Consider the following 24,526-nt stretch of genomic DNA (forward strand, 5'->3'; position numbering starts at 1 on the left):
CCAGTGTAAGCTAATGGCAGATCTAGGCATAGATATGTTAGCTGCCGGAATTGGAAACATTCATGGTAAATATCCTGCTGGTTGGCCTGGCCTACGTTTCGATGTACTTGAAGAAATCAATAACAGTGTAAATGGACTACCTTTGGTACTTCATGGTGGTTCCGAGATTCCTGAAGATATGATTAGACGTGCAATTTCAATGGGAGTAAGCAAGGTGAATGTAAATACTGAATGTCAGCTAGCCTTTACAGCAGCAACTAGAAAATACATAGAAGAAGGTAAGGATTTAAAAGGCAAAGGTTTTACTCCACGTGCATTACTTGCTCCTGGTTTAGAAGCAAGTAAAGAAGTAGCTATCAAGAAGATGCAACTATTTGGTAGTGTAAATAAAGCATAATCCAATTAGGGGAGGACTATAAATGAACGTTGAGTTTCTAAAACAAAAAGCTTCAAGTTTAAGATATAAGGTCTTAGATATGATTGAGGCAGCTGGTTCTGGACATCCTGGCGGATCATTCTCAGAAATCGAAATATTAACTTATTTATATTACGAAAAAATGCGTCTCTATGAAAATCCAAATGATCCAAGAAGAGATCGCTTTATATTGAGTAAAGGATATGCTAACCCTCCCTTGTACGCTATTTTGGCAGACAAAGGGTATATAGCTGAGGAGGAACTTTTAACCCTCCGTAAATTTGGAAGTAAGTTGCAAGGACATCCAGATATGAATAAATGTCCAGGCATTGACTGTAGTACAGGTTCACTGGGACAAGGTTTCTCTGTGGCTGTAGGTATGGCTTTAGGATTTGCTCGCCAAAACCTAGACAATCATGTTTACGTTATAACCGGTGATGGTGAATTACAAGAAGGTATAGTCTGGGAAGCAGCAATGGCAGCATCCCATTTCAAACTAGATAACCTTACTATGATTGTAGATTACAATGGTTTGCAATTAGATGGAAGTACAGAAGATGTTATGTCATTAGGAAACCTATCTGAAAAAATGAAAGCTTTTGGTTTTGCAGTAGAAGAAATCGACGGACATTGTTTTGAGGATATTCAGAGAGCTTTAGACATTAAGGTTAAGGGAAAACCTCTTTGCATTATTGCAAAAACAGTTAAAGGCAAAGGGGTATCTTATATGGAAAACAACTTTGCTTGGCATGGCAATGTACCACAAGGTGATTTGATGGCCCAAGCAAAAGCAGATCTGGGAGGTCTATTATGAACAAAAATAATATAAAAGCAACACGACAAGGTTACGGTGATGGTTTAGCAGAACTCATGGCTGAGAAAAGTGATGTAATTTGTCTTGATGCAGACCTTTCTCATGCTACTGGTTCTTCCACTATACAAAAGAAGTTTCCAGACCGATTTATTAATGTAGGTATAGCTGAGCAGAATTTGGTTGGTATGTCTGTTGGTTTATCTCGTACAGGTTATGTACCTTTTGCTTCAAGCTTTGCAATTTTTATGGCTGGCCGTGCCGGAGAAATTATTCGTAACTGTGCCGCCTATAGTAAGGCAAATGTAAAGTTTGTAGGAAGCCATTCAGGAATCACCCCTGTAGGAGATGGTGGTTCACACCAATGTATTGAGGATTTTGGAAGCATGAGAGCCATTCCTAATATGACAATACTTTCTCCATGTGATTATAACCAAGCTAAGGTATTAGTTAAAAAAGCTTATGAAATCAATGGACCTGTATATATTAGAACATCCAGAGAAGGGGGGCCTGAGATTACAGAAGAAAATCAGGAAATAGAAGTAGGAAAAGCACAAATTCTTCAAGAAGGTTCTGATTTATGCATTATATCAACTGGTTTTCCTGTAAGTTTAGCGCTGGAAGCGGCCGAACAATTACAAGAAGAAAAAATTAATACCACCGTTATAAATATTCACACTATAAAACCATTAGACAAAGATACCATACTAAAATACTCAAAAATATGTAAACGCATTTTAGTTGTAGAAGAACATAATGTACTAGGTGGCTTATCCGAAGCAGTCTCTAGTGTCCTTGTCGGCCAAGATGGTATTCATTTTGATCGAATTGGTATAGAAGATAGATTCGGACAATCTGGCAAAACAGCAGATATTTTAAATGAATATGGACTTACAACTAAAAATATATTAGTCCATGCAAAAGAATTGTTAAAAAATAAATAATTTATATGTGAATATAAACCAACATATAAAGCTTGGCAACATGAAAAGCATTTAAGAAAAAAACTTTCCTAGTAAAAACTTCAGATTCCATGCTTAATATCCTCCTGAGCGATAAAATAAAAGAAAGAAATTTTTCGCACAGGAGGATATTTAACAATAAATAAGTGGTAAAAAGGGAATAAAAGCAAAAGAAATGTTGATAATTCTTATTAAAACTAGACTATTACATCAGAATTAATATAAAAGCTTATTCTCACAGCTGGAAGATATGAGTTCACATTGACATTATTTTGTATAAGAAATATAATTATGTATTGTTAAATATATAAGGGAAAGCAGGGTTTTTAAGTGGCTGATGATATAAAAATGCCTGTTAGTTTAAATATGCTTATAAAGCGAAAGTATGATGACTTAACATTTTCAGAAAGAAAAGTGGCTGATCTTGTTATGTCAATAGGTGAAAATATACTAGACTATAACATTGCTAGGCTTGCTACAGAAAGCAAAGTCAGCGAACCTACTGTTATTCGCTTTTGCAGAAGTATAGGGTTAAGTGGTATTAAAGATTTAAAAAAAGCTGCAGTATATGGAAATACTATAGAAGCAATATCTGCAACTAGTAGGAAAATACAACAATTAAATTCGAAGGATCAACTTGTTCCATTTGTTATAGATAATTTAACTACTATATTAAATGAAACTAAAAGTTTGATTGATGAACAGAGTTTATCTAAGGCAATTGAATTAATAAGTAATGCACCTTATGTTAAGATTGTCAGTTATGGAGGGTCTTTCATAGTTGCTCGTCACATTCATCATTATCTAAGAATGGCTGGAATGCATGTTGACTTGTTTAGAGATTATGAAGATTTTTACCCTTCTTTACGAGAGCAGTATAACCAAGGTGATGTAGTTATTGCTATTTCCTATAGTGGAAACAGTAACATTGTCTTGGATGTAGTACAAGATGCTAAAAATAAAGGTGCTCAAATCATTAGTATTTCTGCTTGGGGAGAGTCCAAACTTAATAATATTGCGGATGTATCTTTATATTCCTATTATAATGGTAGCGGTATAGTTCCAGGAGTTCACGTTTTTGAACGTATATCTCAAATGGCTATAGCTGATATGCTAATTGCTGGCATATATAGTCTTAATGGTTAGAAAAATATTTGCTATTTATTAATATGTTAATTTTTTTAAGAAAGACAAGCGTTTAAATATAGATCTAAAAATATGGGAAGTGTGCAAGTAGTTACAAGTATATATTGGGAAACATATAGTAATTAAGGTGAGTTTACTGATTTTTATAAATTGAATCAGTAAACTCTTTTTTAACAAGTGTAGCCGATAATCAGTATTTATGATTAATAATACAGAAGCATTTAGAGCAGCACTGGTTAATGAATTAAGCCAGTAATAAAGTAAAGGGGCAATTAAAAAGATTCTTCAGTAAGTAAAAAAATAGAGTGCCACAAACTACTCTTTCAGTAGTTTTGTGACACCCTTTTATTACTCTTTCACATTATTCTAGTATATAAACTTTAACATACTTTACTCCCCAGCTAAGGGCCTCTTGTTTTGTATTAAAGAATACATCTATTGTGTTACCCTTAATAGCTGAGCCACAATCTGCGGCAATGGCAAAACCGTAGCCTTGAACAAAAAGCTTGGTACCATAAGGAATAACCCTTGGGTCTACCGCTATAGTGCTGTAACCTTCAGTATTTCTAACAGCAACTCTACCTGTAGCGGTATAGGTTTTACCAACACCATTAGTAGCCCAGTAGGCTGTAGCTTTTGCGGTAATCACCCTAGAATAGGACATAGTGCTTCCGCCTCTAGAAATAGGCATGGCGGGATATGTACCTTTTACTACTATTTTATCTTTAGGTTCTTTTACAATTTCTTCACTGATCTTAGTTCTAGACACTTCTTGTCCATCTTCATATACTACATCATAGGTGATTTTTTTCTCACCATTTTCTCCTTCTTGGAGAGTCTTGCTTATGTTATTTGGAAGAGAACTATCAGTTTTTACTACCGTTTCATATTCTACCGGTGAGGATTCAGTTTCTGTTTTGTTTTCTACTCTAGTAATGTCAATAGCTAGGCCGTCATATAATTTTGTTTCCTTAGGAGGAATTATTTTATCCTTTTCCTTTAAGGCAATACCCTCTGTATTTAGTAGGGATTCTACGTCCTCCTCTGCAGTGAGTATGTCCAAATTTTTTCCATCCACAGATACTGTTACATTAACGGCTCTTTTAATAGTTATTGTAGTATCATCTACAAGTTCCGCATCAAGATTTGGACTTATTTTATCCTTTTCTCCGATTTCTATGTCATTTTCTATTAATGCTGCTTTTACGGTATCCTTATAAGTAACTATATTAGTTGTCTTACCGTCAATTATTAGTGTTACGTCTTTCCTCTTAGTGATTAATACTACTGCTAAAATGCATGAAACCAAAATTAGCAGTGCTGGTAATACGAATTTCCTTGGGAATTTAATATTCCCTAAAGGGATCTTCTTATTAATAATAAACACTCCTTTCAAAGCCGCACAATAAGATGATAATGGTTTTTATTTTATTTGTCAAATTTAGTCGTAATTTAGATACAAAGTTGACAGGTTGTTCTTTGAATAAGGAAGCTTTTAACAATTATATCCATTAATAAGAAAAATAAACCTTATTTAACTAAGGATATTCATGGAATACTTAAAAGATAAAACTCTTTTTTTATATTAGGCTAGTATTTATATGACCCTTGACAGTTAGTAAGGATATAAACATAATAAAAGAAAAACTTTTAATTAAAGGAGTTATAGCTTTGAATATATATGTTATAGCCGTTGGTAAGATAAAGGAAAAGTTTTTTAGAGATGCAGTGGAAGAATATAAAAAGCGACTTTCTAGATACTGCAAACTAGAAATAATTGAGGTTCCGGATGAAAAGACCCCAGACAATGCTTCTGAAAAGGAAGAAGAAATGATTAAGGAAAAGGAAGGTCAGAAAATATTAAAGCATATATCCGACAAGATGTTTGTTATTACCTTAGAAATAGACGCAAAGCAGCCCTCCTCAGAAGAGCTGGCAGCTAAAATAAAAGAGCTGAGTATAAAAGGAGAAAGCAATATTGCTTTTGTTATAGGAGGATCCTTAGGCCTAGCTAAGTCTGTACAGCAACGAGCTAATCATAAGATGTCCTTTTCTAGATTAACCTTTCCACATCAGCTCTTTAGGGTTATGGTATTGGAGCAGATTTATAGGGGGTATAGGATTATTAGTGGGGAACCGTATCATAAGTGACCTCAAACGGTTTTTGCCCTTCCTCTTCCTTACCGAATTTCATTAAGTCAATTTCACTGAAATGGAGTATTATCTCCTCGGCAAGCCTTTCCTCCGGCTTGTCGGTTTTCTTTATCCTTATTTCCTTTATTAATGTATGCAGCAATTCCTTTTGTTTATCAGCTAGAGCATTGTTAAATATAGCCTCAAAATTTTGCAGCATATTTGTTATTTTTTCAATGTTTAATGTATTGTTTCTAATTGTATCAATTTGCGTAGATAGATTTTCTTTTTCCCTTTCAAGCTGCTCCATTTCTTTATTTATTTCACTTATTTTTTCAAGTACCTTTTCCTCTTTTAATATTTTTAGTTTTTTATCATCAACCAAGTATTCATAGTATTTATCCTCATCAGCCTTTAACTTTTTGATTTTTGCTTCTATTGATTTTAACTTTTTCTCAAGCTCTTTTATATCAGTTGATTTTCCAAGTCGCTTCGCAAGAATTTCAGGCAGGTTAGGATTTTTTACAAATGACATTATTCTTTCTACTACCTGTTGTTCCAGTAAATTAGCTTTTATTAAATTGGGTTTACATACAGCTTTTTTATTTGCCCACTGGGAGCAGCAATAATATCTGTACCAAACTTTGCTACCATCCTTTCGCTTTCTTGAGATTCTTTGACTTACCATACTTGCTCCGCACTCTGGACATTTTGCCAGTCCCGACAATAGGTAGTGCATATTCTGATGCTTTTCAGGAGCTTTTTTGTCTTTACGAAGTTCTTTTGTTCGCTCCCAAAGCTCCTCGGAGATGATTGGATCATGTGTCCCTTTTACAAGAATAAATTCATTAGTAGTTCCTTTTCGGCGTTCTTTAGACCAGTTTTGCTGCTTACCCCACCTGATAAAGCCTGCATAAACGGGATTATCCAATACTTGCTTAACGGTGGAATAGCTCCAGCTTTTATCATTCTTGGTAGCATATATATCAAGATTGTTATTTAAAAATTGACAAATCTTTGAGTATCCCTATCTTTTATTAGTATACATATCAAATATAGCCTTTACGATTTCTGCTTCCTTTTGGTTTACTATAAGCCCCCTGCCATCCTTAAAATTGTTATAGCCAATTGGAGCAGGACAGCCATTCCATAAGCCTTCCTGTGCACGTTTTTTCATGCCGTTTTTTGCCTGTGAGATAATGTTTTCCCTTTCCATTTCAGCGAAAGCTCCAACAAGGTAAAAGGAAAATCTTCCCAGCATGCTTGATGTATCTATATTGTCAGTAATACTAACGATAACAATATCATGTTCCTCAAGAAATCTTACAATATCAACCAGATCTAACATATTACGTCCGATACGGGATAATTTCTAAATAATGATAGCATCTATATTGTCTTTATTAGTTTTAATATCTCGAAGCATTTGCTTAAAATTTTCTCTTTTTTCAATACAAGTTCCAGTGACTCCTGCATCGCAGTATTCACCCTTAATGGCAATATGGTGATATTCACAGTATTTTTTATATCATCAGCTTGTGCCTCAAGAGAGAAACCTTGGGTTTGTTCCTCGGTTGAAACACGTGTATAGATATATGCACTTTTGATTTCTTTATTTTTAAATTCATTCATATTTAGCCCTCCGTTAGGAATTATAATCATAAAATAAGTATATTACATCAAAAACGAAGGTGATTCACTTTTTTGTGAAGCTCCTTCATTTAATGATGCATCTTGCAGAATATCTGCAAGCACATCTAAAAATGCATTTATTTTACAGTCCTTATCATTATAATTTATTATTGCATCAATCTTGTTCATCTTTACCATTCCCCCTAATGTATAATATGGAACAGTAAAACCTCCTTTACAGCTAACTAAATTGGGGGATTGTTTATTACAGTTAGATTGTATTATAGAGACGGGAGCAAAATCAAATTTTACTGCAAAAAAAATTAAGGGTATTACACCCTTTGATTGGTTTCGTATTCACGTGCTAAACGATAGAAGGTGTTACGCTTTAGTCCTAATAATTCCATAGCTTTAACTGCTGTAATTTCTTTATTCCTCCATCTTTTAATAGTCTTTTCAAAATCCTTTGGCATTTTTGTTTTTGGTCGACCAAATTTTACTCCTCTTTGTTTTGCAACCTCTATTCCTTCCCTTTGTCGTTGTCTTATGTTTTCCCTTTCCATCTGATACATACTGGCAAAAACTGTTGCCATCATCCGCCCAGCAGGTGTTGTAGTATCTATTGGTTCTTTAAGGCAAATAACACTAACACCTTTTGATGTAAATGTATCCATAAGCTCAAGGAAGTCCCTTGTATTTCTGGCAAGACGAGAGATACTTTCAATATATAAAATGTCGCCTTCTCGGATAAATGATAGCATTTCTTGAAGACAGGGTCTATTGGTATCCTTTCCACTTGTCTTATCTATGTACATTTTATCTACAATATCTTGAAGTGCTTTAACTTGTCTATCCTCATGCTGATCTTTGCTACTTACACGAATATAACCAATTTTCATATTAGTTCACCACCTTCAGCATGATTCTATGAAAAGTATCCTAAAACGTCAAGATGATTTTTGGGATGTTTCAAAAGTGGGAAAGAAGGATTTAAGGATATTAGTATGATGTGTCCTAAAAAGTGTAATTTTTGAAACAGAGCTACATTTATTATTCTATTGTCCGGTATTATGTATAATGATATACTATAGTTTGAAGTTTGTTTTGGTAACTGAAATGATGAAAATATCAAACGAATACAGAAATTAACTTATATTTACAATAGATAAATAATTTAGAGGGAGGTTTGAAATTTATGAGTAAATATTATGAAAAACTTATATCATTGCTTAAGCAAATGTTTCAGCTCGATCAGGCAGATCTTGATTTTGGCATTTACAGGATTATGAATTTCAGGAGAAAAGAAATTGAAAAGTTTTTAAGTGAAGAGCTTTTGCCGCAGGTGCGTTCACAATTAGAAAGATATATATCTTCAAAACAGAAAAGCCTTAAAAAAGAGCTTGAGGATTTGAAAAAGACACTGGATGATACAGGAGTAGTTTATGAAAGTAGTGCCAAATATGTAGCACTTAAAAACCAGCTTGATATGGGAATGGATATAGAAAAGGCGGAGGAAGAAATATATTCTCATCTTACAGACTTTTTCAGCCGTTATTACAGCAATGGTGATTTTATATCACAGCGTCGCTATAAACAGGGCGTATATGCAATACCCTACGAAGGTGAGGAAGTTAAACTTTATTGGGCTAATGCCGACCAATACTACATAAAAACCACTGAATACTTTAGGGACTACACTTTTACATTACCAGAAGGTAAAAAGGTACATTTTAAGCTTATAGAAGCATCTACAGAAAAAGATAACAATAAATCAGACAAAGATAAAGAACGCAAGTTTGTACTCTATGAAGAAGAACCTTTAAAAATAGAAAATAATGAGCTTTATATACAATTTGAATATAAGGTACATGAGAGCAAGCAAAAGGATTTAATTGATAATGCTGTTAAAAAGATAAACGAAATATTTACCAACGAAGGTGTAAAATATCGTAATTTCATAGAAATATTTAAATTAAAACCCACCGAATCCAATCCTAAAAGGACAGTTTTAGAAAAGCATTTGACTGATTATACGGCACGTAATACCTTTGACTATTTTATTCATAAGGATTTAGGTGGATTTTTGCGAAGGGAGCTTGATTTTTACCTTAAAAATGAAGTTATGTTTTTGGATGACCTTGATACCGAGCATGAGGTGCGTATAGAGCAGTATATAACAAAAATAAAGGTAATTAAAAATATAGGTTATAAAATTATTTCCTTACTTGAACAAATAGAAAACTTTCAAAAGAAACTTTGGCTTAAGAAAAAGTTTGTAGTTGAAGCAAATTACTGCATAACCCTTGATAGAATAGATGAAAATTTTTACACAGAAATAGTTGAAAATAAAAAACAGGTTGAGGAGTGGAAAAACCTTTTTGCAATTGATGAGATTGATGGATACAGTGAACCTTTAACTTTAGAATTTTTAAAAGCCAATCCCTATCTTGTTCTTGATACTGCTTTTTTTAGTGAAGAGTTTAAAGAGAGGTTGATTGAAAGTATAAAGGATATAGATGATAAAACAGATGGATTGCTTATAAAAAGCGAGAATTTTCAGGCATTAATTTTACTAATGGAGAGATATAAGGAAAAAGTAAAATGTATTTATATTGATCCTCCCTATAATACTGAAAAAGACCGACAAGAAGGAAAGTTTTTGTACAAAGATAATTTTTCTCATTCTACTTGGGTTACTTTTCTTAACCAGTTAGTAAATATAAGCCAAGATTTTTTAAGTAAAGATGGTGCATTTTTTGCAAGTTGCGACGAAAATGAATTTTTAAACTTTGGAAAGCTATTATGTGACATTATGGGTGAAAACAATCATGTAGAAACTCTTATTTGGAACAAGAGAGTGCCTAAAAATGATAAAGGAATAGGAAATATTCATGAGTATATATATTTATTTTCTAAAGATCAAAGTTTCAGAGTAAAGAATGAGCTTCCATATGTTATGTTAAAAGATGATTTAGAAGATATATATGCTCTTGTAGAAAAATGTAAAAATGAGAATAAGACTATATCAGAAACTCAAATCATTCTAAAAGAGTTTTATAAAAAACAAGGTTATGATAGAGGAATAACTTTATATTGTGAGTTAGATCCAAATTATCAAATATGGGGAAAAATAAATTTATCTTGGCCAAATGCAAAAACAGAAGGACCACGCTATGAGGTTATAAACCCTATAACAAACAAACCTGTACCGATACCAAAAAAAGGATGGAGATGGAAAGAAGAAACATTTAGAGCTGCTGAAAAGGATGGTGATACATATTATTTACCAGATGGTAGTATGATGAAAGGTAGGATTTGGTATTCGCCGAATGAAAATATTCAACCAAGCTCTATAACTTACCTTAAGGATGTTGAAACATTCTTATTAAGATCAATAATAAGTTTAAAAAGTGATGGAAGTCTTTCTTTAGAAGCATTAGGACTTGGTAACACAATTGATTATCCAAAACCGATTGAACTAATGGAAAGTTTATTATTTGCAGTAAACTCTAAACAAGGTTATTTTTTAGACTACTTCGCTGGTTCTGGTACCACAGCCCATGCAGTTATAAATCTTAATAGAGAAGATGGCGGCAGCCGAAAATATATACTTGTTGAAATGGGAGAATATTTTGATACAGTAACAAAGCCAAGGGTTCAGAAGGTCATATATTCTAAAGATTGGAAAGATGGAAAACCTGTTTCACGTGAAGGCATAAGCCACATATTCAAATACATGAAGCTTGAGTCCTACGAAGACACATTAAATAACATTGAAATAAAGAGAACGCAGGGACAGCAGATAGCACTTGATGAATATAAAGATATAAGAGAACAATATATTCTTTCATATATGCTGGATAAGGAAGCAGAAAGTAGCGTATCTCTTTTAAATATTGATAAATTTGCAAATCCTTTTGATTATAAGATGAAAATAGCAGATGGATTAGAAACAAAGAAGGTCAATGTTGATTTAGTTGAAACCTTTAACTACCTTTTAGGCCTTGTAGTTACGAATATATGTGTAAAAGAGAGCTTTGATACCGAAGCTGATTTAGATTCAGAAATTCCCGGTGCAGTAAAGTTAAAATCAAGTGATTTCGGAAAGGGAGAATATACTTTTAAAGCTGTAGAAGGAAATACACTTTCAGGTGATAAAGTGCTTATTATCTGGCGTACCTTAACGGGGGATATTGCAAAGGATAATGCTGCACTTGATGCATATTTTAAAATAAAAGGATACAGCACACAAAAAAATAAATACAACCGAATTTATGTAAATGGGGATAATAACCTTATGAATATAAAACAGGATGACGAAACTTGGAAGGTTGTGCTTATAGAAGAAGAATTCAAGCGTTTAATGTTTGATGTTCAGGATATATAGGGAGGTGGTCTTGTGGCAACAAAAAAGCAGACAAAAAAGAAACAGGCTTCCTCACTGGAGTTTTATAAAAAATTAGTGCTTAATCAGTATATGCTTAATCTTTTTGGAGTAAATTCATTTGAAGAACTTTCAAGTGAAATAAAGAAAGTAGAAAATGAGGGATATGACGAAAATAACAATACCATATACTGCAAGGAACTAATTGAGCAGTTTGCCAGCCAATGTGCTATTCCACAGGGTAAACTTATACAGTATGATGAAAATATAGTAAAACATACATTCCGTATATCAGAAAAAAGGGGACATTTAATTAAATGGAAGTATTTTCAATATCTTTCTCTGCTTTTTTCTGAAATCTATCTTGATAAGTATTTTTCTGAACCTAATAAGTTTTTGGAAGAACTAAATGAATATGTAAGAAGTTTTAATAGCGATAAAGAAAAGGCTGACAGGATAGATGAATATACTTTGGAAGATTTAAATAAACTTGCCTTTTGGAATGCAACGGGGGAGCGTGTCATAATAGTGACAGGGTGCATAAATGCTTTAGCAATAAGGGTTTCAGAAACTTTTATCAAAAATAATTCATGCATTGCTTAGAGTAATTAGGTATAATTGTTGTAAGCAGTGCATGAGAGGGAAGAATTTATCATTTAGAATTATTTGATATATTTATAATTAGAAATATATAAGTTTCATATAAGTAGATTGATGCGGCGCAAGCGGGCGACCAAAGGTACGCCCCTACCAATTGTAATAATATTTGTAGGGGAGACCTGTGGTCTCCCGGACTGCTGAACAATATTTATATTATATTAAGCTGAAATAGTTTATATATTGGAACAAGGATGAAAATTTTTTTATTTCTCTTAGAAATTTATAATGATATTTCAATAATTAGGCTTGGAGAAAATTACCGTATTAAAATTATGTTTCCATTGTGCCCTGCAATACAATGTGGTACAATATATTTAGAGAAAGGAGAGGTTTTCATGAGTACAATAACTGTAAGATTAAATAGTGAAGAAGAAAGAATTCATAAAGAGTATGCTGAATTTAAAAATATTCCTCTATCAACCTTAATGAAGGAAGCCTTGGAAAAAAATTGAGGATGAAACTGATTTAAGGGTGATTTTAGCTTATGAAGAAAAACTTAAAAACAATGAAACAGAATATATTTCTTTTGATGAAGTAAAGAAAAAGCTAGAAATTTAGTATGAAATATAAGATTTTATTTGAGAAAAATGCGGATAAACAGTTAAAAAAATAGATATTACCCACCAAAGAATTATAGTGAATTGGATAGCTAAAAATCTAGAAAATACGACTGATCCAAGAGTATTAGGTAGATCATTAAAAGGTAAATTTAAGGAGTATTGGAGATATAGGGTTGGAGATTATAGGATAATTGCTGAAATAAATGATGAAGTTAGGATATTAATAATTGGGATAGGACATAGAGGAGAAATCTATAAAAAGATATAGTATAATTATTAATTCAGATATTTTTTGGCTAGATTGTTTGATTTAGCCTTTTTATCTACAGGGGCTCGTGTCATAATAGTGACAGGGTGCATAAATGCTTTAGTATCAAGGGTTTCGGAAACTTTTATTAAAAATCTCCACTTAATATTCTTATAGATATGTCGATATATATTAAGAAGAAGTGAATGAAATATGATAATTAACAGAAATCAACCGCCTATTGGCATGAATCAACAAAGCACAAGACAGACATTTCACATAAATAACCCACCTAATTTTGGGGTCGGTGGCATGCCTACCAAGGGTGCTTCCAATATGAGCGATGCTGAATTAAGATCAGCATTTGAAGAATTAACAAAAAGAGATTTTACAGCGGGGAAAAATCTTTCGCAAGCACATCGTGGGTATGAGCACCAAGAATTAATGAGATTAGCAGCTTCTGGGGTTTCTCCTGACAGGCGAGGCTTTATAAGCAATACCTTATCAGGCTTGTCGAGTAAATTACAAGGTATGATACCTGCACTTAATATGAATCGTACTTGTATTTTGCAGATGCTAATGCAAAGAAGTAATTTATTTCCCAACAATAGGGATATCGGAAATAACTTTATTAATTTTAGAGATTCCAGTGGCAACATGATTGGTATGTATAGCGAACTTCCACCTTTTCTCGGTGGTGGTATGGGATTTATGGCTGTTAATACTCCCGCAGAAAGTGCTCGCTTGGTCAAGTTTAGAGAAATATATAACGAGGCATTTGCCCAAGCTAAAAGGGATATAGGTTCTGCTGCACATAATGAAACTGTTAAGGCCCAAGGTGAGGCTTTGGATGAATATAGCAGATTAGCGGCAGAAGTGAAGCTAAACCCAAGTGAGGAAAATATAGAAGCCAAAAACGCTGCCCGTGCGGCTTTTGAAGCAGCCACACACCGTTTAGTTAATATAAATATTGAGGGAAACAAAGTTGTAATAGGAAATTCACGCAAGGTCGATGCTGCTTCCATAATTAAGGCTCTTGAAAGAGTTGCTCCAGGTAGCACACAAGAATCCTCTCTAAATATTAAGGCATAATTCTAAAGGATTGTCATTAGGTACAAGGTGTTCGATTTGAAGGGAAAGGTATGTTTATTTGTTTTGAGACAGATAAGCTAGATGAAATGCACAAACTTGCAATAGATAAAGGCCTTAAGCCTTCTAGTATTCAGGAGCCTGGTGATGAAACTCGTTATTTTTACGTCTATGATCCTAACGGAGTATCTATACAGTTAAGGGTTTTTCCAAAATATTCTTACTAAATTTAAGCACAACATAAGATAACAGAAAAGGGGAATAGGAATTGTTACAAACAGGGTCGCAAGTGCTCCTGTTGAGTGATAAAAAAATGAAAGGTAAGTGGTGTGTATGGAACTACGTGAGACTAAAATAAAAGTACCCTCCAAGATAAGCAAATACGTGAATATAATTATTTCTATTGCGATTTATATGGCTCTTTCTATATCTTTAAAGGATGTAGCGGAGGATAGGATATTGATTATACTAGGGCGTGAGATTAGCTTGCAAACATTTAGAGGGGTAATCACACAATTGCAGATGTTTATTTCTGTTTATTTAGTGCTAACAGAAAACAAACCCGGATATATAGTAAGTGTTATTCTTAATATTTACAATACTATTATGGCAATTTTGTTTATGAACAATATAAAATCATCAACTGCCCTCCCAGGAGTAATTTCGTACGTTGGTGTACTTTCGATTATAACATTGATTATATTTTATAAAGAAAAAATGACAGATTACATTACGGAAATTGTAAATCAAAAAAAGACACTTGAGGAGTCGGAAATTAAGTTGCATAGAATGGCTTTTTATGATTTATTAACAGATTTACCTAATAAAGAGTTGTTTATAAATCGGTTGGAGCAGAATATTTATTTGGCAAAACGGAATGGATCACTGATAGGTGTTATGTTTATTGACTTAGATTCATTTAAATCTGTAAATGATACCCTGGGACATTCAGCTGGGGATACCGTATTAAAAACAGTTGCAAAGCGATTGGAAAATTGTTTAAGAAAAGGAGATACTGTATCTAGACTTAGTGGGGATGAATTTTTGGTTCAAATTTCTAATATAGAAAAAATAGAAGATATGCAGAAAGTTTCTACAAAGATTATGGATATCTTTAAAAAACCATTTCACGTTCAAAATATAGAATTTGTAATTACAGCAAGTAGCGGTGTGGCTGTTTACCCAGTGGATGGAGAAGAACCAGAAACACTGATTAAAAATGCTGATATTGCTATGTATTCAGTAAAGGGCAAGGGAAAAAACCAATGTGTATATTGCTCTACGAAAATAAAAAACGATGTTGTAAAAAAACTAAAAATGAAAAACCATCTATATAGGGCACTTGACAATCATGAATTATTTATCCGGTATCAACCACAAGTGAAAGCAGATACAAAAGAAATAATCGGGTTCGAAGCACTTTTACGATGGAATAATTCAGAATATGGTATAGTTTCACCAAATGTTTTTATACCATTAGCGGAAACAACTGGAATGATCATTCCAATAGGATTATGGGTTTTTAAAACTGTTTGTGAACAATGTAGAGAAATCTTTCAGAAAGATTATCGCATTTCAATTAATCTTTCATTAGAACAACTCAAAGATGAAAATTTTATTAAAAATATAAGTAAAATATTAGAGGATACAAACGCGATTGCATCTAATATTCAGATTGAAATTACAGAAAATATAGCTTTTAATGAGGAACCCTACGTATTACAACGTATAACAGAATTAAAAAACCTTGGAATTACGATAGCAATTGATGATTTTGGAACGGGTTATTCATCATTTAGCAGATTAAAGACATTTCCAATAGATTTGATTAAAATTGATATGGAGTTTATTCAAGGGCTATCACAAAATACCCATAAGGAAAAGGAAATAGTAAAAAGTATGATTAGGTTAGCAAAAAATCTTGGGATTGATGTATTAGCAGAGGGAGTAGAGACGGAGGAGCAATATGCATTTTTAAGGGATGAAATGTGTGATGAGATACAAGGTTTTTATTTCTATAAACCTATGATACTAGAGGATATAAAAAGTATTCTTTATAATCAGACAAATTGAATTAGCTAAAGGCATACTAAGTACAATCGAAAAGATTGGAAGTTACCATAGTTTTTTAATATTTACTTTTAGGGGAAAAAGTAACAAAAAAGCCATGGTAGGACTATGTTTAATTACATCAGGAACATTCTTGTTGTTACGATAGAACTATAGATTATCATAAATATCTATTGAACATATATCTTATTCATGAATATAATATTATGAAGTTTACTTTTAAAGGAGAGAAATTCATGGATATAGACGTAAGTATTCCAAGGACTTGTTTCCTCAGATTGGCGCCATGGCACCTGACTTTGAAGCAATCACTACCTTTGGGAATATTAAATTATCTAATTTTCGTGAGAAATGGGTTGTATTATTTTCACATCCAGGAGATTTTACACCAGTATGCACGACTGAGTTTATAGCATTTGCAAGGTACTTTCCCTACTTTGTTGAAAGAAATGCACAACTTATTGGTTTAAGTGTAGATAGTAATGCTTCGCATCTTGCGTGGGTATATAATATTTATTGCAATACGGGTATAGAGATACCTTTTCCAGTTATTGATGATAGGAGCCTAAAGGTATCGAATCTTTACGGTATGATATCCCCAGCAACCAGTGAAACGGCCACTGTGAGGAGCGTATACATCATTGACCCGCAAGGAATCTTAAGGACAATATTGTATTACCCGTTAACTATAGGAAGGAATATACCTGAAATATTAAGAATTTTGGATGCCTTACAAATGTCGGATGCAGAAAAAGTAGCGACGCCTGCAGATTGGATGCCAGGTATGCCAGTAATTATTCCAGCCCCTACTACTTATGAAGGATTAAAACAACGAATAAGCAATCAAGATGGTTATTCATGTATGGATTGGTATTTATGTTATAAGGAAATAAATAATAAAATTGAAGATGGGGGTCAAAGTTAGATCAGAAGTCAGGATTTACGGGTAGTTTGAAGTGTTAATATAAACTTTAAACTACCCGATTTTTTGTCAATGAAATTGCAATGTGTATTAGTATCATCTCTTTGCCTAAAGATGCTTCCAAAAGCATATTAAAACTCAATTTTAGGTAGACTCCCTGACTCTTGGATCTTTACGTCATCAATTACAGTAGGGGGCTGTTGTGGATTTCAACCCTTCTACTCTTAACGGCTATAAAAGTAGAAGGTAACTTGAGTTTCCGTATTTTGCATGGATTCCTTATATCTATGCGTAGCTTTGGTAATCTTAGTCCCTATATTTTTATTTTTGTAAATTTATTAAAAATAGACGACCTTAATAAACCTGCCAAATAATAACGTTATTCAGTTGGTCGTGCTCAACATATTAATTTTAATTATAACTGTTGGTGTGGCTTTGCACGGCGAATCTTTTGCCATGCCTTAATTCCACTTCTTGCATAAGCTAAGGTATTTGCTATTCCTTTTGCAATTTGATAGGAATGAAATAAGACTTTGCTACGTAGTGACTTTGAGTTTTTAATCATTTTATCTGATAGATTATTTGAACCTACCTGGTCTGAGAGCATGGCAACAAATCCTAATGCATATGTCAGAAGCTGGTTAAGGTTATTGATTGCCTTCAAATTTCTAACACGGAAGTTTTCAAAGTTATATGCCTGTTTTTTAAAACGAAAGTATTCCTCAATACGCCAACAGGTTCTGGTAAGACGCTTATTATGCACATAAATATACTTCAATATATGCATTATTTAAAACTCCACGGCAGAGAAAGGGAAATAAACAGAGTAATACTTTTAACTCCAAGCGAGGGGCTTTCAAACCAGCACCTTATAGAGCTTGAGTTATCGGGATTTAAAGCCGAGCTGTTTGATAAAAATGCTGGAGGATTACTAACAAATAGTGAGAAAAAAATAGAAATCATTGATATTCATAAACTTAAGGATGAAGCCAAGGAAAAAACAGTAGCAGTAGATTTTTTTGAAAAGAATAATCTTGTTTTAGTTGATGAAGGACACAGGGGAAGCAGCGGAAAGGACTGGAAACAAAAAAGAGATACTTTATGTGAGAAGGGATTTTCCTTTGAGTATTCTGCTACCTTTGGTCAGGCAGTTAAAAATGACTCTAAACTTATACAGGAATACGCAAAGTGTATCATTTTTGATTATTCCTATAGGTATTTCCATGGTGATGGATATGGAAAGGATTATAATATTTTAAACCTTGCAGATGACAAAGATGAGGATATGCGAAATTTGTATCTTACTGCATGTCTTATGATGTTTTATCAGCAGCTTAAAATATATGAAGAAAACAGGGAAGCTTTAAATCCTTTTATGATAGAAAAACCTCTTTTAGTATTTGTAGGTAGTACTGTAAATGCCGTTAGAACCGAGAATAAAAAGAATGTATCTGATGTTATTGATATATTATTGTTTTTTGATAGGTTTATTAAAAATGAAAGAAATAAAACAGTAGATAATATACAGAGGCTTTTAAGTGGTAATGCTGGGCTACTTGATAGTAAAAACAGGGAGATATTTAGAGACAGTTTTTTCTACCTTAAAGGTAAAGGCTTATCTCAAGATGCTATTTTCATGGATATGCTTAAAATTATATTTGCAGATGCAATACCAGGGGCACAGCTTCATATAGATATTTTAAATGGAACAGATGGAGAAATAGGATTAAAAGTTGGAGATGCTGAAAACTATTTTGGCTGCATAAATGTTGGTGACAGCAGTAAACTTATAAAGTTGTGCGAAGATATTGGACTTAATACAGAAAAACGTGGTTTTTCAAGCTCATTGTTTAGAAGCATCAATGAAACTAACTCTACTATTAATGTACTAATAGGTTCAAAGAAGTTTTCTGAAGGCTGGAACAGCTGGCGTGTTAGTACCATGGGACTTATGAATATGGGCAAAAAAGAAGGTTCGGAGGTTATTCAACTATTTGGACGTGGTGTCAGATTAAAAGGTTATGAATTCTGCTTAAAGAGAAGTAAGAAAGCAGAGAATGTTCCTTCAACTCTGCTTTCTAAAAAGTTTCAAAGCATTATAAGTTTAGTGGAAACGCTTAATGTTTTTGGCGTTAGGGCGGACTATATGCAGCAATTTAAGGAATACTTAAAAGAAGAAGGTATGCCTGATGAAGAAAACAAGATTAACTATTTTGTGCAAACGGTAATAAATTTAGATGAAGAAAAATTAAATAGATTAAAAACACTTAAATTAAAGGAAGGGCTGGATTTTAAACGAAAAGGACCAAGGCCAGTACTTAATTTGCCTTCGTCTTACCCTGGTATGAAGAAGATAGTTCTTGACTATTATCAGAGGATACAATATATTTCCAGCGATGATAAATCAGGCTCACCTGATAATGTAAACAAACATATAGATACCTTAAAGCCTGAACATTTGGCTTTTGTAGACTTTGACAAGGTATATTTCGAGCTTGAAAGATTTAAAAATGAAAAATCATGGTACAATTTGAACATACCAAAGGTAATATTGAGAGAGATTATGCAGGATGATACTTGGTATATACTTATGATTCCCGAAGACGACCTTAAAATCAAAGATTTTAGAAGTTATATGCGCTTTCAGGAGATTACTACGGTGCTTCTTAAAAAATATTGTGAAGCATTTTATAATTACATGAGACAATCCTACGAACTGCCGAATCTTGAATATCGTGGTTTAGAAAAAGACGATAGAAATTTTGTTAGAGAGTACAGCATAACAGTTTATGATGATGGAAAAAAGGAAACCATAAAAGCAAGGCTTGATTCATTGGTAGATGCTTTAAGAAAGGCTTCAGAGGGAAAGTCAGTTGAAGGACTTAATATGGAAAGTTTTTCTCATGGAACCTTTGATATTATTGATTTTGAAAAGCATCTGTATTCCCCTCTTATTCATGTTGACAAGTATGAGGATAATATTTCAGTAAGTCCAGTTGAGCTTAACGAAGGGGAAAGGCAGTTTGTATTGGATTTAAGAGATTACTGCACAAAAAATAAGGATTTCTTTAATGATAAAGAGCTTTATCTTTTGAGAAATAAGGCAAAGTCAGGCATAGGTTTTTTTGAAGCAGGGAACTTTTATCCAGATTTCATAATGTGGATTATAGAGGGAAGCAAGCAGTATATTGCATTTATTGATCCAAAGGGAATAAGGAGTATCTCGGGGGGAGAGGAAAACCCCAAAATACAGTTGTACAAGAAAATAAAAGAGCTACAAGCTAATTTATGCAAAACTAATCCCAACGTAATACTTAATTCTTTTATTGTAACTCCTACCCGCCTATCAGAGATAAAGGAAAGCTGGAGAGGCACTATTACAAAGGAAGAACTCGAGAAGTGCAATGTTCTTCTACAAAGGGATGATAAAAAGTATATAGAAAAACTTATAAACAAGGCTTTAAAATAAAAATATAGATAAAATAAATTACTGGTTAATAAGTACAACAATAACCCCCTACTACTCACTATTTAGGAGTTTATTGTTGTACTTTTTTCACAAAAAACAAAAAGTATGTAAAACTTGACATAAGGCTTTTTGTTTTGATACAGTAAAAACATCAAAGGAAAACTAATTTAGATAACAGTTATAAGAATGATAAAGTCGGATTCAAAATGTAATTTGAATAGGGCTTTTATTTTTTCGCCTTTAATAAGACCACCAATTATTGTTAGAAGTGCCATTTACATAATTTTCAAAGATGGTGGTCAAAGTGTTTGATATAGATATATATAATAGAAAGGATTTACAAATAGATGATTTTCAATTTCTTCTTGCTTTTAAGGAATTAGGACAACCTGTATTTTTTAGAATGGCTCAAGATAGTACTAAAGCATTTGCTAAAAGTGAAAATTGTCTTATGCTTGATACTGAAGAAGAGTATGAGTTTATGCGAATGGTATTTAAAAGATACCAAGGAAAAGGATGTGGCATATTCTTCGTAGTAAATAACGGAGGGCAAAGAAGTAAAGATATAACTTCTCTTACAGCACATTTTGGAGATGCTGATTTTGGCAAAGAAGTTACTGGTTTCGATGAGAATGGAAAGAAAATAATAAAATATAGGACTGATGACGAAATAGAAAAGAGTAAGCAGGATTTTTTGATACAGTTGAAGCAGTTTGAAATTGAACCTTCAATTATTGTTGAAACTAAAAATGGATTCCATTTCTATTGGCTGTTGAAGAAAGAGAATCAGGATTTGAGTTTATTTAAACCAATACAAAAAGCTATAATCAATAAATTCAACACTGATCCAAATATTGTAGATTTAAACAGGATACTCCGTATTCCTAATTATTTGCATTTAAAAGATCCATCGAATCCATTTAGAATAAAATGTATAAAATTTGATTCTCATCTTCGCTATACGCAGCACGAGATTGCAGATGCTTTACAATGTGATTTACAAATTATACAAAATAATATTTCTAAAAAAATTGAGGCTAATATTAAAGAGAATAAGGTATTAGAAGAAAAATGCAAACCATCAGTTCTAAAAGAGGTTACTGATATAGTTGTTCTTAAAGAATGGGAAAATAAAGAGTTTAATACTATTGAAGATATTGTTGATTATTTAAGAAGGCAGGATATGGGAGAAGTTCTCGGAATAAAATCAGAACCTAATGTAGCTTTTAGATGTATCTTCCATGATGATAATCACCCTTCGGCTGTAATTACAAATAAGCAAGGTGTATATAAATATTTTTGTAATTCGCCTATTTGTAAATTTCATAATGAAAATGGATTGGACATTATTGACATAGTATGCAAAATGAAGTCTATTACATTTATAGAAGCTGTTAAGTATTTATGTCAGAAATTTTCTATTGAAATGCCAGATGAAAGATGGAAAAATCTCAAGAGGAAAAATATATACAGAATTTGAATAGATTGTTTGATAAATCTTTTCTACAGCAATATAAAAGCCTAAATAAAACTATACGTTGGGGCATAAGGGTATTGGCAGAGATTAATCAGATAGGTTTAGAGAATATTACATTCGATAAATTCAGTCTTGACGGACAGAATATCTTCTTTTTTTCAAACAGATATTTAGCTGGTAGACTGGGGATGAATGTTAAGCAGGCAAACCAATATATAAATCTGTTTTGTGCTTTGAAACTAATAAACAAAGTTCCTAAAGAAGATGTGCCAGAAGCGCTTTTAGATAATGCTAAAGAGATTGCAAAAAAACAAGGACAAAGGATGATTAACTTTTATACAGTACCTCCTTTAGGTGAAGTTATACAAAAATCAGATGAAATGGCAAATAAGATGTTAAAAAAGGGATATAGTTCTATAAAGACAGTTAGCAAGGTATTAATAGAAAATATTTATGACAAACAGGTTGCTGGAGACATTTATAAGGACTGTGAATTCAGTAGCTTTACAAGAAAAGTACAAGATTTAATAGAAAGCTATGTAGTTGAAGAGATTATGAAAAAAGGTTATGTTATATTAGATGATATTTATGATAAACAAATTATAATAGATGGAGAAGTAGTAGAAAAAGAAAACAAGTATATTAATTATAAAAGGCTTATTCCTGTGTTGATTGATAAATATAATTTTGAATACCGTAAAGCTAATAAAGAACTTTTACAAAGGTTTGGTTTAAAGGGATATAGTTATGTTCTGTATAAAAAAACTGCATAAGAAAAAATACTTGACTCCTTTAAATATCATTATATATATTGGTTTCAACGGGGTAATACACATTTAGTTTTTATCTAAACAAGTATAATTCGCAGCCTCAGGCTGCGAATTATAAAACAAAATTGCTTCCCAACAGCCTATTTAGGCTGTCTCATAATAAAATCCTTCAAAATCATCAAGTGGGCTTTAATTGCCCACCGTACATAAAAGCTCTCATCAGCACTTTGTGCTGTTAATATAAATTTAGTTGCCATAATAAAAAACTTCTTTCATCTTTTCTAAAGAAAATGTAGGTTTATTGAGTCGTGCAGCATTGGCTGCTGCGGCATACATATTATATTTATGAGTTGTTACTGGAGATATTTTCGATAAAAAGTGTTTTTAAAAACGTATAGATGTTTAAAATCGTGTTAATTGGGCTGTTTCAATAGAAATAGTCCTTATTTTTTGCCAAAAAAGGTTTCTAAAAACGAATACGATTTTAAATTTAAGTTTATAGGAAAAGACAATAGATTTTGTTTTTGGGGAATTAGTAATTTAGAGAAATTTTAAACTGGTAGTATTAAAACAATCCGATTAATACAAGTTAATATGTATTAATTACAATTGGTTTATATTAATTTGTATTAATATCAATTAATAGAATTATAAACAGAGAAAAATATATTAAAAAACGTAATTTAGCATGAATACGATTTTAAAACCAGGCAGTCTACAATAGATAAGTTATGAGAAGCGAGAAATGGATAGAAAAACGGAGCATTATCAACAATAGAAGTTATAAACGCAAATAATTAGGATTTTTTAACTATAAAACATAATTATCCCTAATTAAGTATATAAATTTTTTTTATGCAAAAATCCATCCTTGTTATAAATTTTGATATAAGAAAAGAAAGAGCCTTGTCAATTTAAAAATCAACAAAGCCTTATGTATATACTAAAACTACTAACTATATAAAATTAATAAAAGCCTCAAGCATTTTCTGTGCTGCCCAGCCAAAAGGGAAAACTATTTCGTTTTGTTACGGATTTAATACCAGTTTTCATGGGATATTGTAAGGTTATGGTATCCAGTATCCCATCTCTTGTTCTGACAAGGTGTAAAAGCCAACCATTCTTATTATATATTATTTTTGTATCTACAGTCCTCATAGACGTACTTCCTTACCCATAGTTTTTAATTTTATTTATTATAAATTTGTTCAAAACCTTGTGTCTTAAGTCTTTACACAATTTTATTATATCTAATAAAGTAATTTTCATTAATAATGACATCTTATTAAAACTTTATTATTGTAAAAATCTATGCAAAATAAAAAATCTCGCATAGATAAAGCTCCTGCGAGTTGTGACGGTACAGGAATTATTCCCTCCGTCAAAGTTAAAATATCAAAATACTTTGTACTTGTCAATACAATTTTATTTGTGCATTCGAGAATAAAGTTGTTAAATATTGACAATATTATCAATAAAGAATTATAATTTACTTATAAGATGGATATATTAGTATAGGTTTGTATTGTATAAAGGTGATTGTTATGTCTTAACAAAGTAATGTAGTCAAATATAATAGCAGGATGAGTACATTGAATGAATGTTTATTTGATTTTAAAATAAATACCGGATATGATTTTGGTGTAATACTACGAGATAAGCAAGAGTTTAAATCGTTTATAAAAGAAGATAATAAAAAGGATTTACGAGAATATAAAGATAAATGTTACAATATTTTAGACAGTGTTGAGAAAATATATACGGATTTAGCAAATAGCC

26 protein-coding genes are annotated in these 24,526 nt (G+C 32.3%); 18 read left to right on the top strand and 8 right to left on the bottom strand.

Going from position 1 to position 24,526, the window contains the following annotated elements; genetic code table 11:
- From N3C_RS12255 to N3C_RS12270, 4 genes are all read left to right on the top strand, one after another.
- Window positions 1–397, top strand: a 397-nt coding sequence (locus N3C_RS12255; protein ID WP_178377822.1) for a class II fructose-bisphosphate aldolase, incomplete at its 5' end; no start/stop codon positions are given.
- Window positions 398–419: 22 nt separating this feature from the next.
- Window positions 420–1,229, top strand: coding sequence for a transketolase (locus tag N3C_RS12260; RefSeq protein WP_074366314.1), 810 nt, complete (start codon window positions 420–422; stop codon window positions 1,227–1,229).
- Complete coding sequence (locus N3C_RS12265) at window positions 1,226–2,170, top strand: transketolase family protein (protein ID WP_074366315.1); 945 nt, start codon at window positions 1,226–1,228, stop codon at window positions 2,168–2,170. The genes N3C_RS12260 and N3C_RS12265 overlap by 4 nt, the downstream gene beginning before the upstream one ends.
- 348 nt (window positions 2,171–2,518) lie before the next feature.
- Window positions 2,519–3,334 carry a MurR/RpiR family transcriptional regulator gene (locus tag N3C_RS12270; protein ID WP_074366316.1) on the top strand — a complete coding sequence of 272 codons (816 nt, stop codon included), beginning with the start codon at window positions 2,519–2,521 and terminating at the stop codon, window positions 3,332–3,334.
- Between the two features lie 361 nt (window positions 3,335–3,695).
- Here the strand turns inward: N3C_RS12270 and N3C_RS12275 are convergent, their stop codons facing one another.
- A complete protein-coding gene (locus tag N3C_RS12275) occupies window positions 3,696–4,643 on the bottom strand; it encodes a 3D domain-containing protein (RefSeq protein WP_178377823.1) in 948 nt (315 codons plus the stop codon).
- Window positions 4,644–5,005: 362 nt separating this feature from the next.
- Here N3C_RS12275 and rlmH point away from each other — a divergent pair, with 362 nt between their 5' ends.
- On the top strand, window positions 5,006–5,485 hold the full coding sequence (rlmH, locus tag N3C_RS12280) for a 23S rRNA (pseudouridine(1915)-N(3))-methyltransferase RlmH (protein WP_074366317.1): 480 nt from the start codon (window positions 5,006–5,008) through the stop codon (window positions 5,483–5,485).
- Here the strand turns inward: rlmH and N3C_RS12285 are convergent.
- The 5 genes from N3C_RS12285 to N3C_RS12300 all read right to left on the bottom strand — a co-directional run bounded on the left by N3C_RS12285 (window position 5,460) and on the right by N3C_RS12300 (window position 7,998).
- Window positions 5,460–6,482 (bottom strand): recombinase family protein, encoded by a 1,023-nt coding sequence (locus N3C_RS12285; RefSeq protein WP_278281139.1) that lies wholly within the window; start codon window positions 6,480–6,482, stop codon window positions 5,460–5,462. The two genes, rlmH and N3C_RS12285, sit on opposite strands and share 26 nt — an antisense overlap.
- 12 nt (window positions 6,483–6,494) lie before the next feature.
- Complete coding sequence (locus N3C_RS12290) at window positions 6,495–6,827, bottom strand: recombinase family protein (RefSeq protein WP_278281140.1); 333 nt, start codon at window positions 6,825–6,827, stop codon at window positions 6,495–6,497.
- 29 nt (window positions 6,828–6,856) lie between these two features.
- Window positions 6,857–7,099, bottom strand: coding sequence for a hypothetical protein (locus N3C_RS15125; protein ID WP_074366320.1), 243 nt, complete (start codon window positions 7,097–7,099; stop codon window positions 6,857–6,859).
- A gap of 42 nt (window positions 7,100–7,141) precedes the next feature.
- The gene (locus N3C_RS15130; RefSeq protein WP_178377824.1) at window positions 7,142–7,288 is read right to left on the bottom strand and encodes a hypothetical protein; all 147 of its coding nucleotides are present in this window, start codon (window positions 7,286–7,288) and stop codon (window positions 7,142–7,144) included.
- 143 nt (window positions 7,289–7,431) lie between these two features.
- The gene (locus tag N3C_RS12300) at window positions 7,432–7,998 is read right to left on the bottom strand and encodes a recombinase family protein (RefSeq protein ID WP_061858554.1); all 567 of its coding nucleotides are present in this window, start codon (window positions 7,996–7,998) and stop codon (window positions 7,432–7,434) included.
- A 296-nt stretch (window positions 7,999–8,294) separates the two neighbouring features.
- On the opposite strand from N3C_RS12300, the gene N3C_RS12305 reads away from it, so the two are divergent.
- From N3C_RS12305 to N3C_RS12330, 9 genes are all read left to right on the top strand, one after another.
- Window positions 8,295–11,486, top strand: a complete 3,192-nt coding sequence (locus N3C_RS12305; RefSeq protein ID WP_074366321.1) for a site-specific DNA-methyltransferase — start codon at window positions 8,295–8,297, stop codon at window positions 11,484–11,486.
- Window positions 11,487–11,498: 12 nt separating this feature from the next.
- Window positions 11,499–12,086 (top strand): hypothetical protein, encoded by a 588-nt coding sequence (locus N3C_RS12310; RefSeq protein ID WP_074366322.1) that lies wholly within the window; start codon window positions 11,499–11,501, stop codon window positions 12,084–12,086.
- Window positions 12,087–12,478: 392 nt separating this feature from the next.
- Window positions 12,479–12,595 (top strand): DUF6290 family protein, encoded by a 117-nt coding sequence (locus N3C_RS15340; RefSeq protein ID WP_242944096.1) that lies wholly within the window; start codon window positions 12,479–12,481, stop codon window positions 12,593–12,595.
- Between the two features lie 19 nt (window positions 12,596–12,614).
- On the top strand, window positions 12,615–12,701 hold the full coding sequence (locus tag N3C_RS15540) for a hypothetical protein (protein ID WP_373432812.1): 87 nt from the start codon (window positions 12,615–12,617) through the stop codon (window positions 12,699–12,701).
- A 78-nt stretch (window positions 12,702–12,779) separates the two neighbouring features.
- The gene (locus tag N3C_RS12315; protein ID WP_441294408.1) at window positions 12,780–12,971 is read left to right on the top strand and encodes a type II toxin-antitoxin system RelE family toxin; all 192 of its coding nucleotides are present in this window, start codon (window positions 12,780–12,782) and stop codon (window positions 12,969–12,971) included.
- Window positions 12,972–13,163: 192 nt separating this feature from the next.
- Complete coding sequence (locus N3C_RS12320) at window positions 13,164–14,042, top strand: hypothetical protein (RefSeq protein ID WP_143312675.1); 879 nt, start codon at window positions 13,164–13,166, stop codon at window positions 14,040–14,042.
- Window positions 14,043–14,092: 50 nt separating this feature from the next.
- Window positions 14,093–14,266 (top strand): VOC family protein, encoded by a 174-nt coding sequence (locus N3C_RS14885; protein ID WP_143312676.1) that lies wholly within the window; start codon window positions 14,093–14,095, stop codon window positions 14,264–14,266.
- Window positions 14,267–14,372: 106 nt separating this feature from the next.
- Window positions 14,373–16,112 carry a putative bifunctional diguanylate cyclase/phosphodiesterase gene (locus tag N3C_RS12325; RefSeq protein WP_083604548.1) on the top strand — a complete coding sequence of 580 codons (1,740 nt, stop codon included), beginning with the start codon at window positions 14,373–14,375 and terminating at the stop codon, window positions 16,110–16,112.
- A 229-nt stretch (window positions 16,113–16,341) separates the two neighbouring features.
- Window positions 16,342–17,034 (top strand): peroxiredoxin, encoded by a 693-nt coding sequence (locus tag N3C_RS12330; protein ID WP_278281141.1) that lies wholly within the window; start codon window positions 16,342–16,344, stop codon window positions 17,032–17,034.
- A gap of 412 nt (window positions 17,035–17,446) precedes the next feature.
- Here N3C_RS12330 and N3C_RS15345 read toward each other — a convergent pair whose 3' ends face one another.
- A complete protein-coding gene (locus N3C_RS15345; RefSeq protein WP_242944097.1) occupies window positions 17,447–17,818 on the bottom strand; it encodes a transposase in 372 nt (123 codons plus the stop codon).
- Here N3C_RS15345 and N3C_RS12340 point away from each other — a divergent pair.
- The 3 genes from N3C_RS12340 (at window position 17,789) to N3C_RS12350 (ending at window position 22,750) form a co-directional block, all read left to right on the top strand.
- Window positions 17,789–20,500, top strand: a complete 2,712-nt coding sequence (locus N3C_RS12340) for a DEAD/DEAH box helicase family protein (RefSeq protein WP_074366325.1) — start codon at window positions 17,789–17,791, stop codon at window positions 20,498–20,500. The two genes, N3C_RS15345 and N3C_RS12340, sit on opposite strands and share 30 nt — an antisense overlap.
- A 304-nt stretch (window positions 20,501–20,804) precedes the next feature.
- A complete protein-coding gene (locus N3C_RS12345; RefSeq protein ID WP_074366326.1) occupies window positions 20,805–21,980 on the top strand; it encodes a CHC2 zinc finger domain-containing protein in 1,176 nt (391 codons plus the stop codon).
- Entirely contained in the window at window positions 21,977–22,750 is a 774-nt protein-coding gene (locus tag N3C_RS12350; protein WP_207648624.1) for a hypothetical protein, read from the top strand. Before N3C_RS12345 ends, N3C_RS12350 begins: the two co-directional genes overlap by 4 nt.
- Window positions 22,751–23,725: 975 nt before the next feature.
- Here N3C_RS12350 and N3C_RS12355 read toward each other — a convergent pair.
- Window positions 23,726–23,905, bottom strand: coding sequence for a hypothetical protein (locus N3C_RS12355; RefSeq protein ID WP_074366328.1), 180 nt, complete (start codon window positions 23,903–23,905; stop codon window positions 23,726–23,728).
- Between the two features lie 425 nt (window positions 23,906–24,330).
- Here N3C_RS12355 and N3C_RS15215 point away from each other — a divergent pair.
- The coding region (locus N3C_RS15215; RefSeq protein WP_207648625.1) for a hypothetical protein at window positions 24,331–24,526 on the top strand (196 nt) is incomplete at its 3' end.

The organism is Clostridium sp. N3C (assembly GCF_900095445.1).
GTDB lineage: Bacteria > Bacillota > Clostridia > Clostridiales > Clostridiaceae > Clostridium_AU.

What these genes read in the sequence shown, in the direction of transcription:
- N3C_RS12260 (WP_074366314.1), top strand. Translation starts at nt 420, where the DNA reads ATGAACGTTGAGTTTCTAAAACAAAAAGCTTCAAGTTTAAGATATAAG.
- N3C_RS12265 (WP_074366315.1), top strand. Translation starts at nt 1,226, where the DNA reads ATGAACAAAAATAATATAAAAGCAACACGACAAGGTTACGGTGATGGT.
- N3C_RS15125 (WP_074366320.1), bottom strand. Translation starts at nt 7,099, where the DNA reads ATGAATGAATTTAAAAATAAAGAAATCAAAAGTGCATATATCTATACA.
- N3C_RS15130 (WP_178377824.1), bottom strand. Translation starts at nt 7,288, where the DNA reads ATGAACAAGATTGATGCAATAATAAATTATAATGATAAGGACTGTAAA.
- N3C_RS12300 (WP_061858554.1), bottom strand. Translation starts at nt 7,998, where the DNA reads ATGAAAATTGGTTATATTCGTGTAAGTAGCAAAGATCAGCATGAGGAT.
- N3C_RS12305 (WP_074366321.1), top strand. Translation starts at nt 8,295, where the DNA reads ATGAGTAAATATTATGAAAAACTTATATCATTGCTTAAGCAAATGTTT.
- N3C_RS15340 (WP_242944096.1), top strand. Translation starts at nt 12,479, where the DNA reads ATGAGTACAATAACTGTAAGATTAAATAGTGAAGAAGAAAGAATTCAT.
- N3C_RS12320 (WP_143312675.1), top strand. Translation starts at nt 13,164, where the DNA reads ATGATAATTAACAGAAATCAACCGCCTATTGGCATGAATCAACAAAGC.
- N3C_RS14885 (WP_143312676.1), top strand. Translation starts at nt 14,093, where the DNA reads ATGTTTATTTGTTTTGAGACAGATAAGCTAGATGAAATGCACAAACTT.
- N3C_RS12325 (WP_083604548.1), top strand. Translation starts at nt 14,373, where the DNA reads ATGGAACTACGTGAGACTAAAATAAAAGTACCCTCCAAGATAAGCAAA.
- N3C_RS12340 (WP_074366325.1), top strand. Translation starts at nt 17,789, where the DNA reads ATGCACATAAATATACTTCAATATATGCATTATTTAAAACTCCACGGC.
- N3C_RS15345 (WP_242944097.1), bottom strand. Translation starts at nt 17,818, where the DNA reads ATGCATATATTGAAGTATATTTATGTGCATAATAAGCGTCTTACCAGA.
- N3C_RS12355 (WP_074366328.1), bottom strand. Translation starts at nt 23,905, where the DNA reads ATGAGGACTGTAGATACAAAAATAATATATAATAAGAATGGTTGGCTT.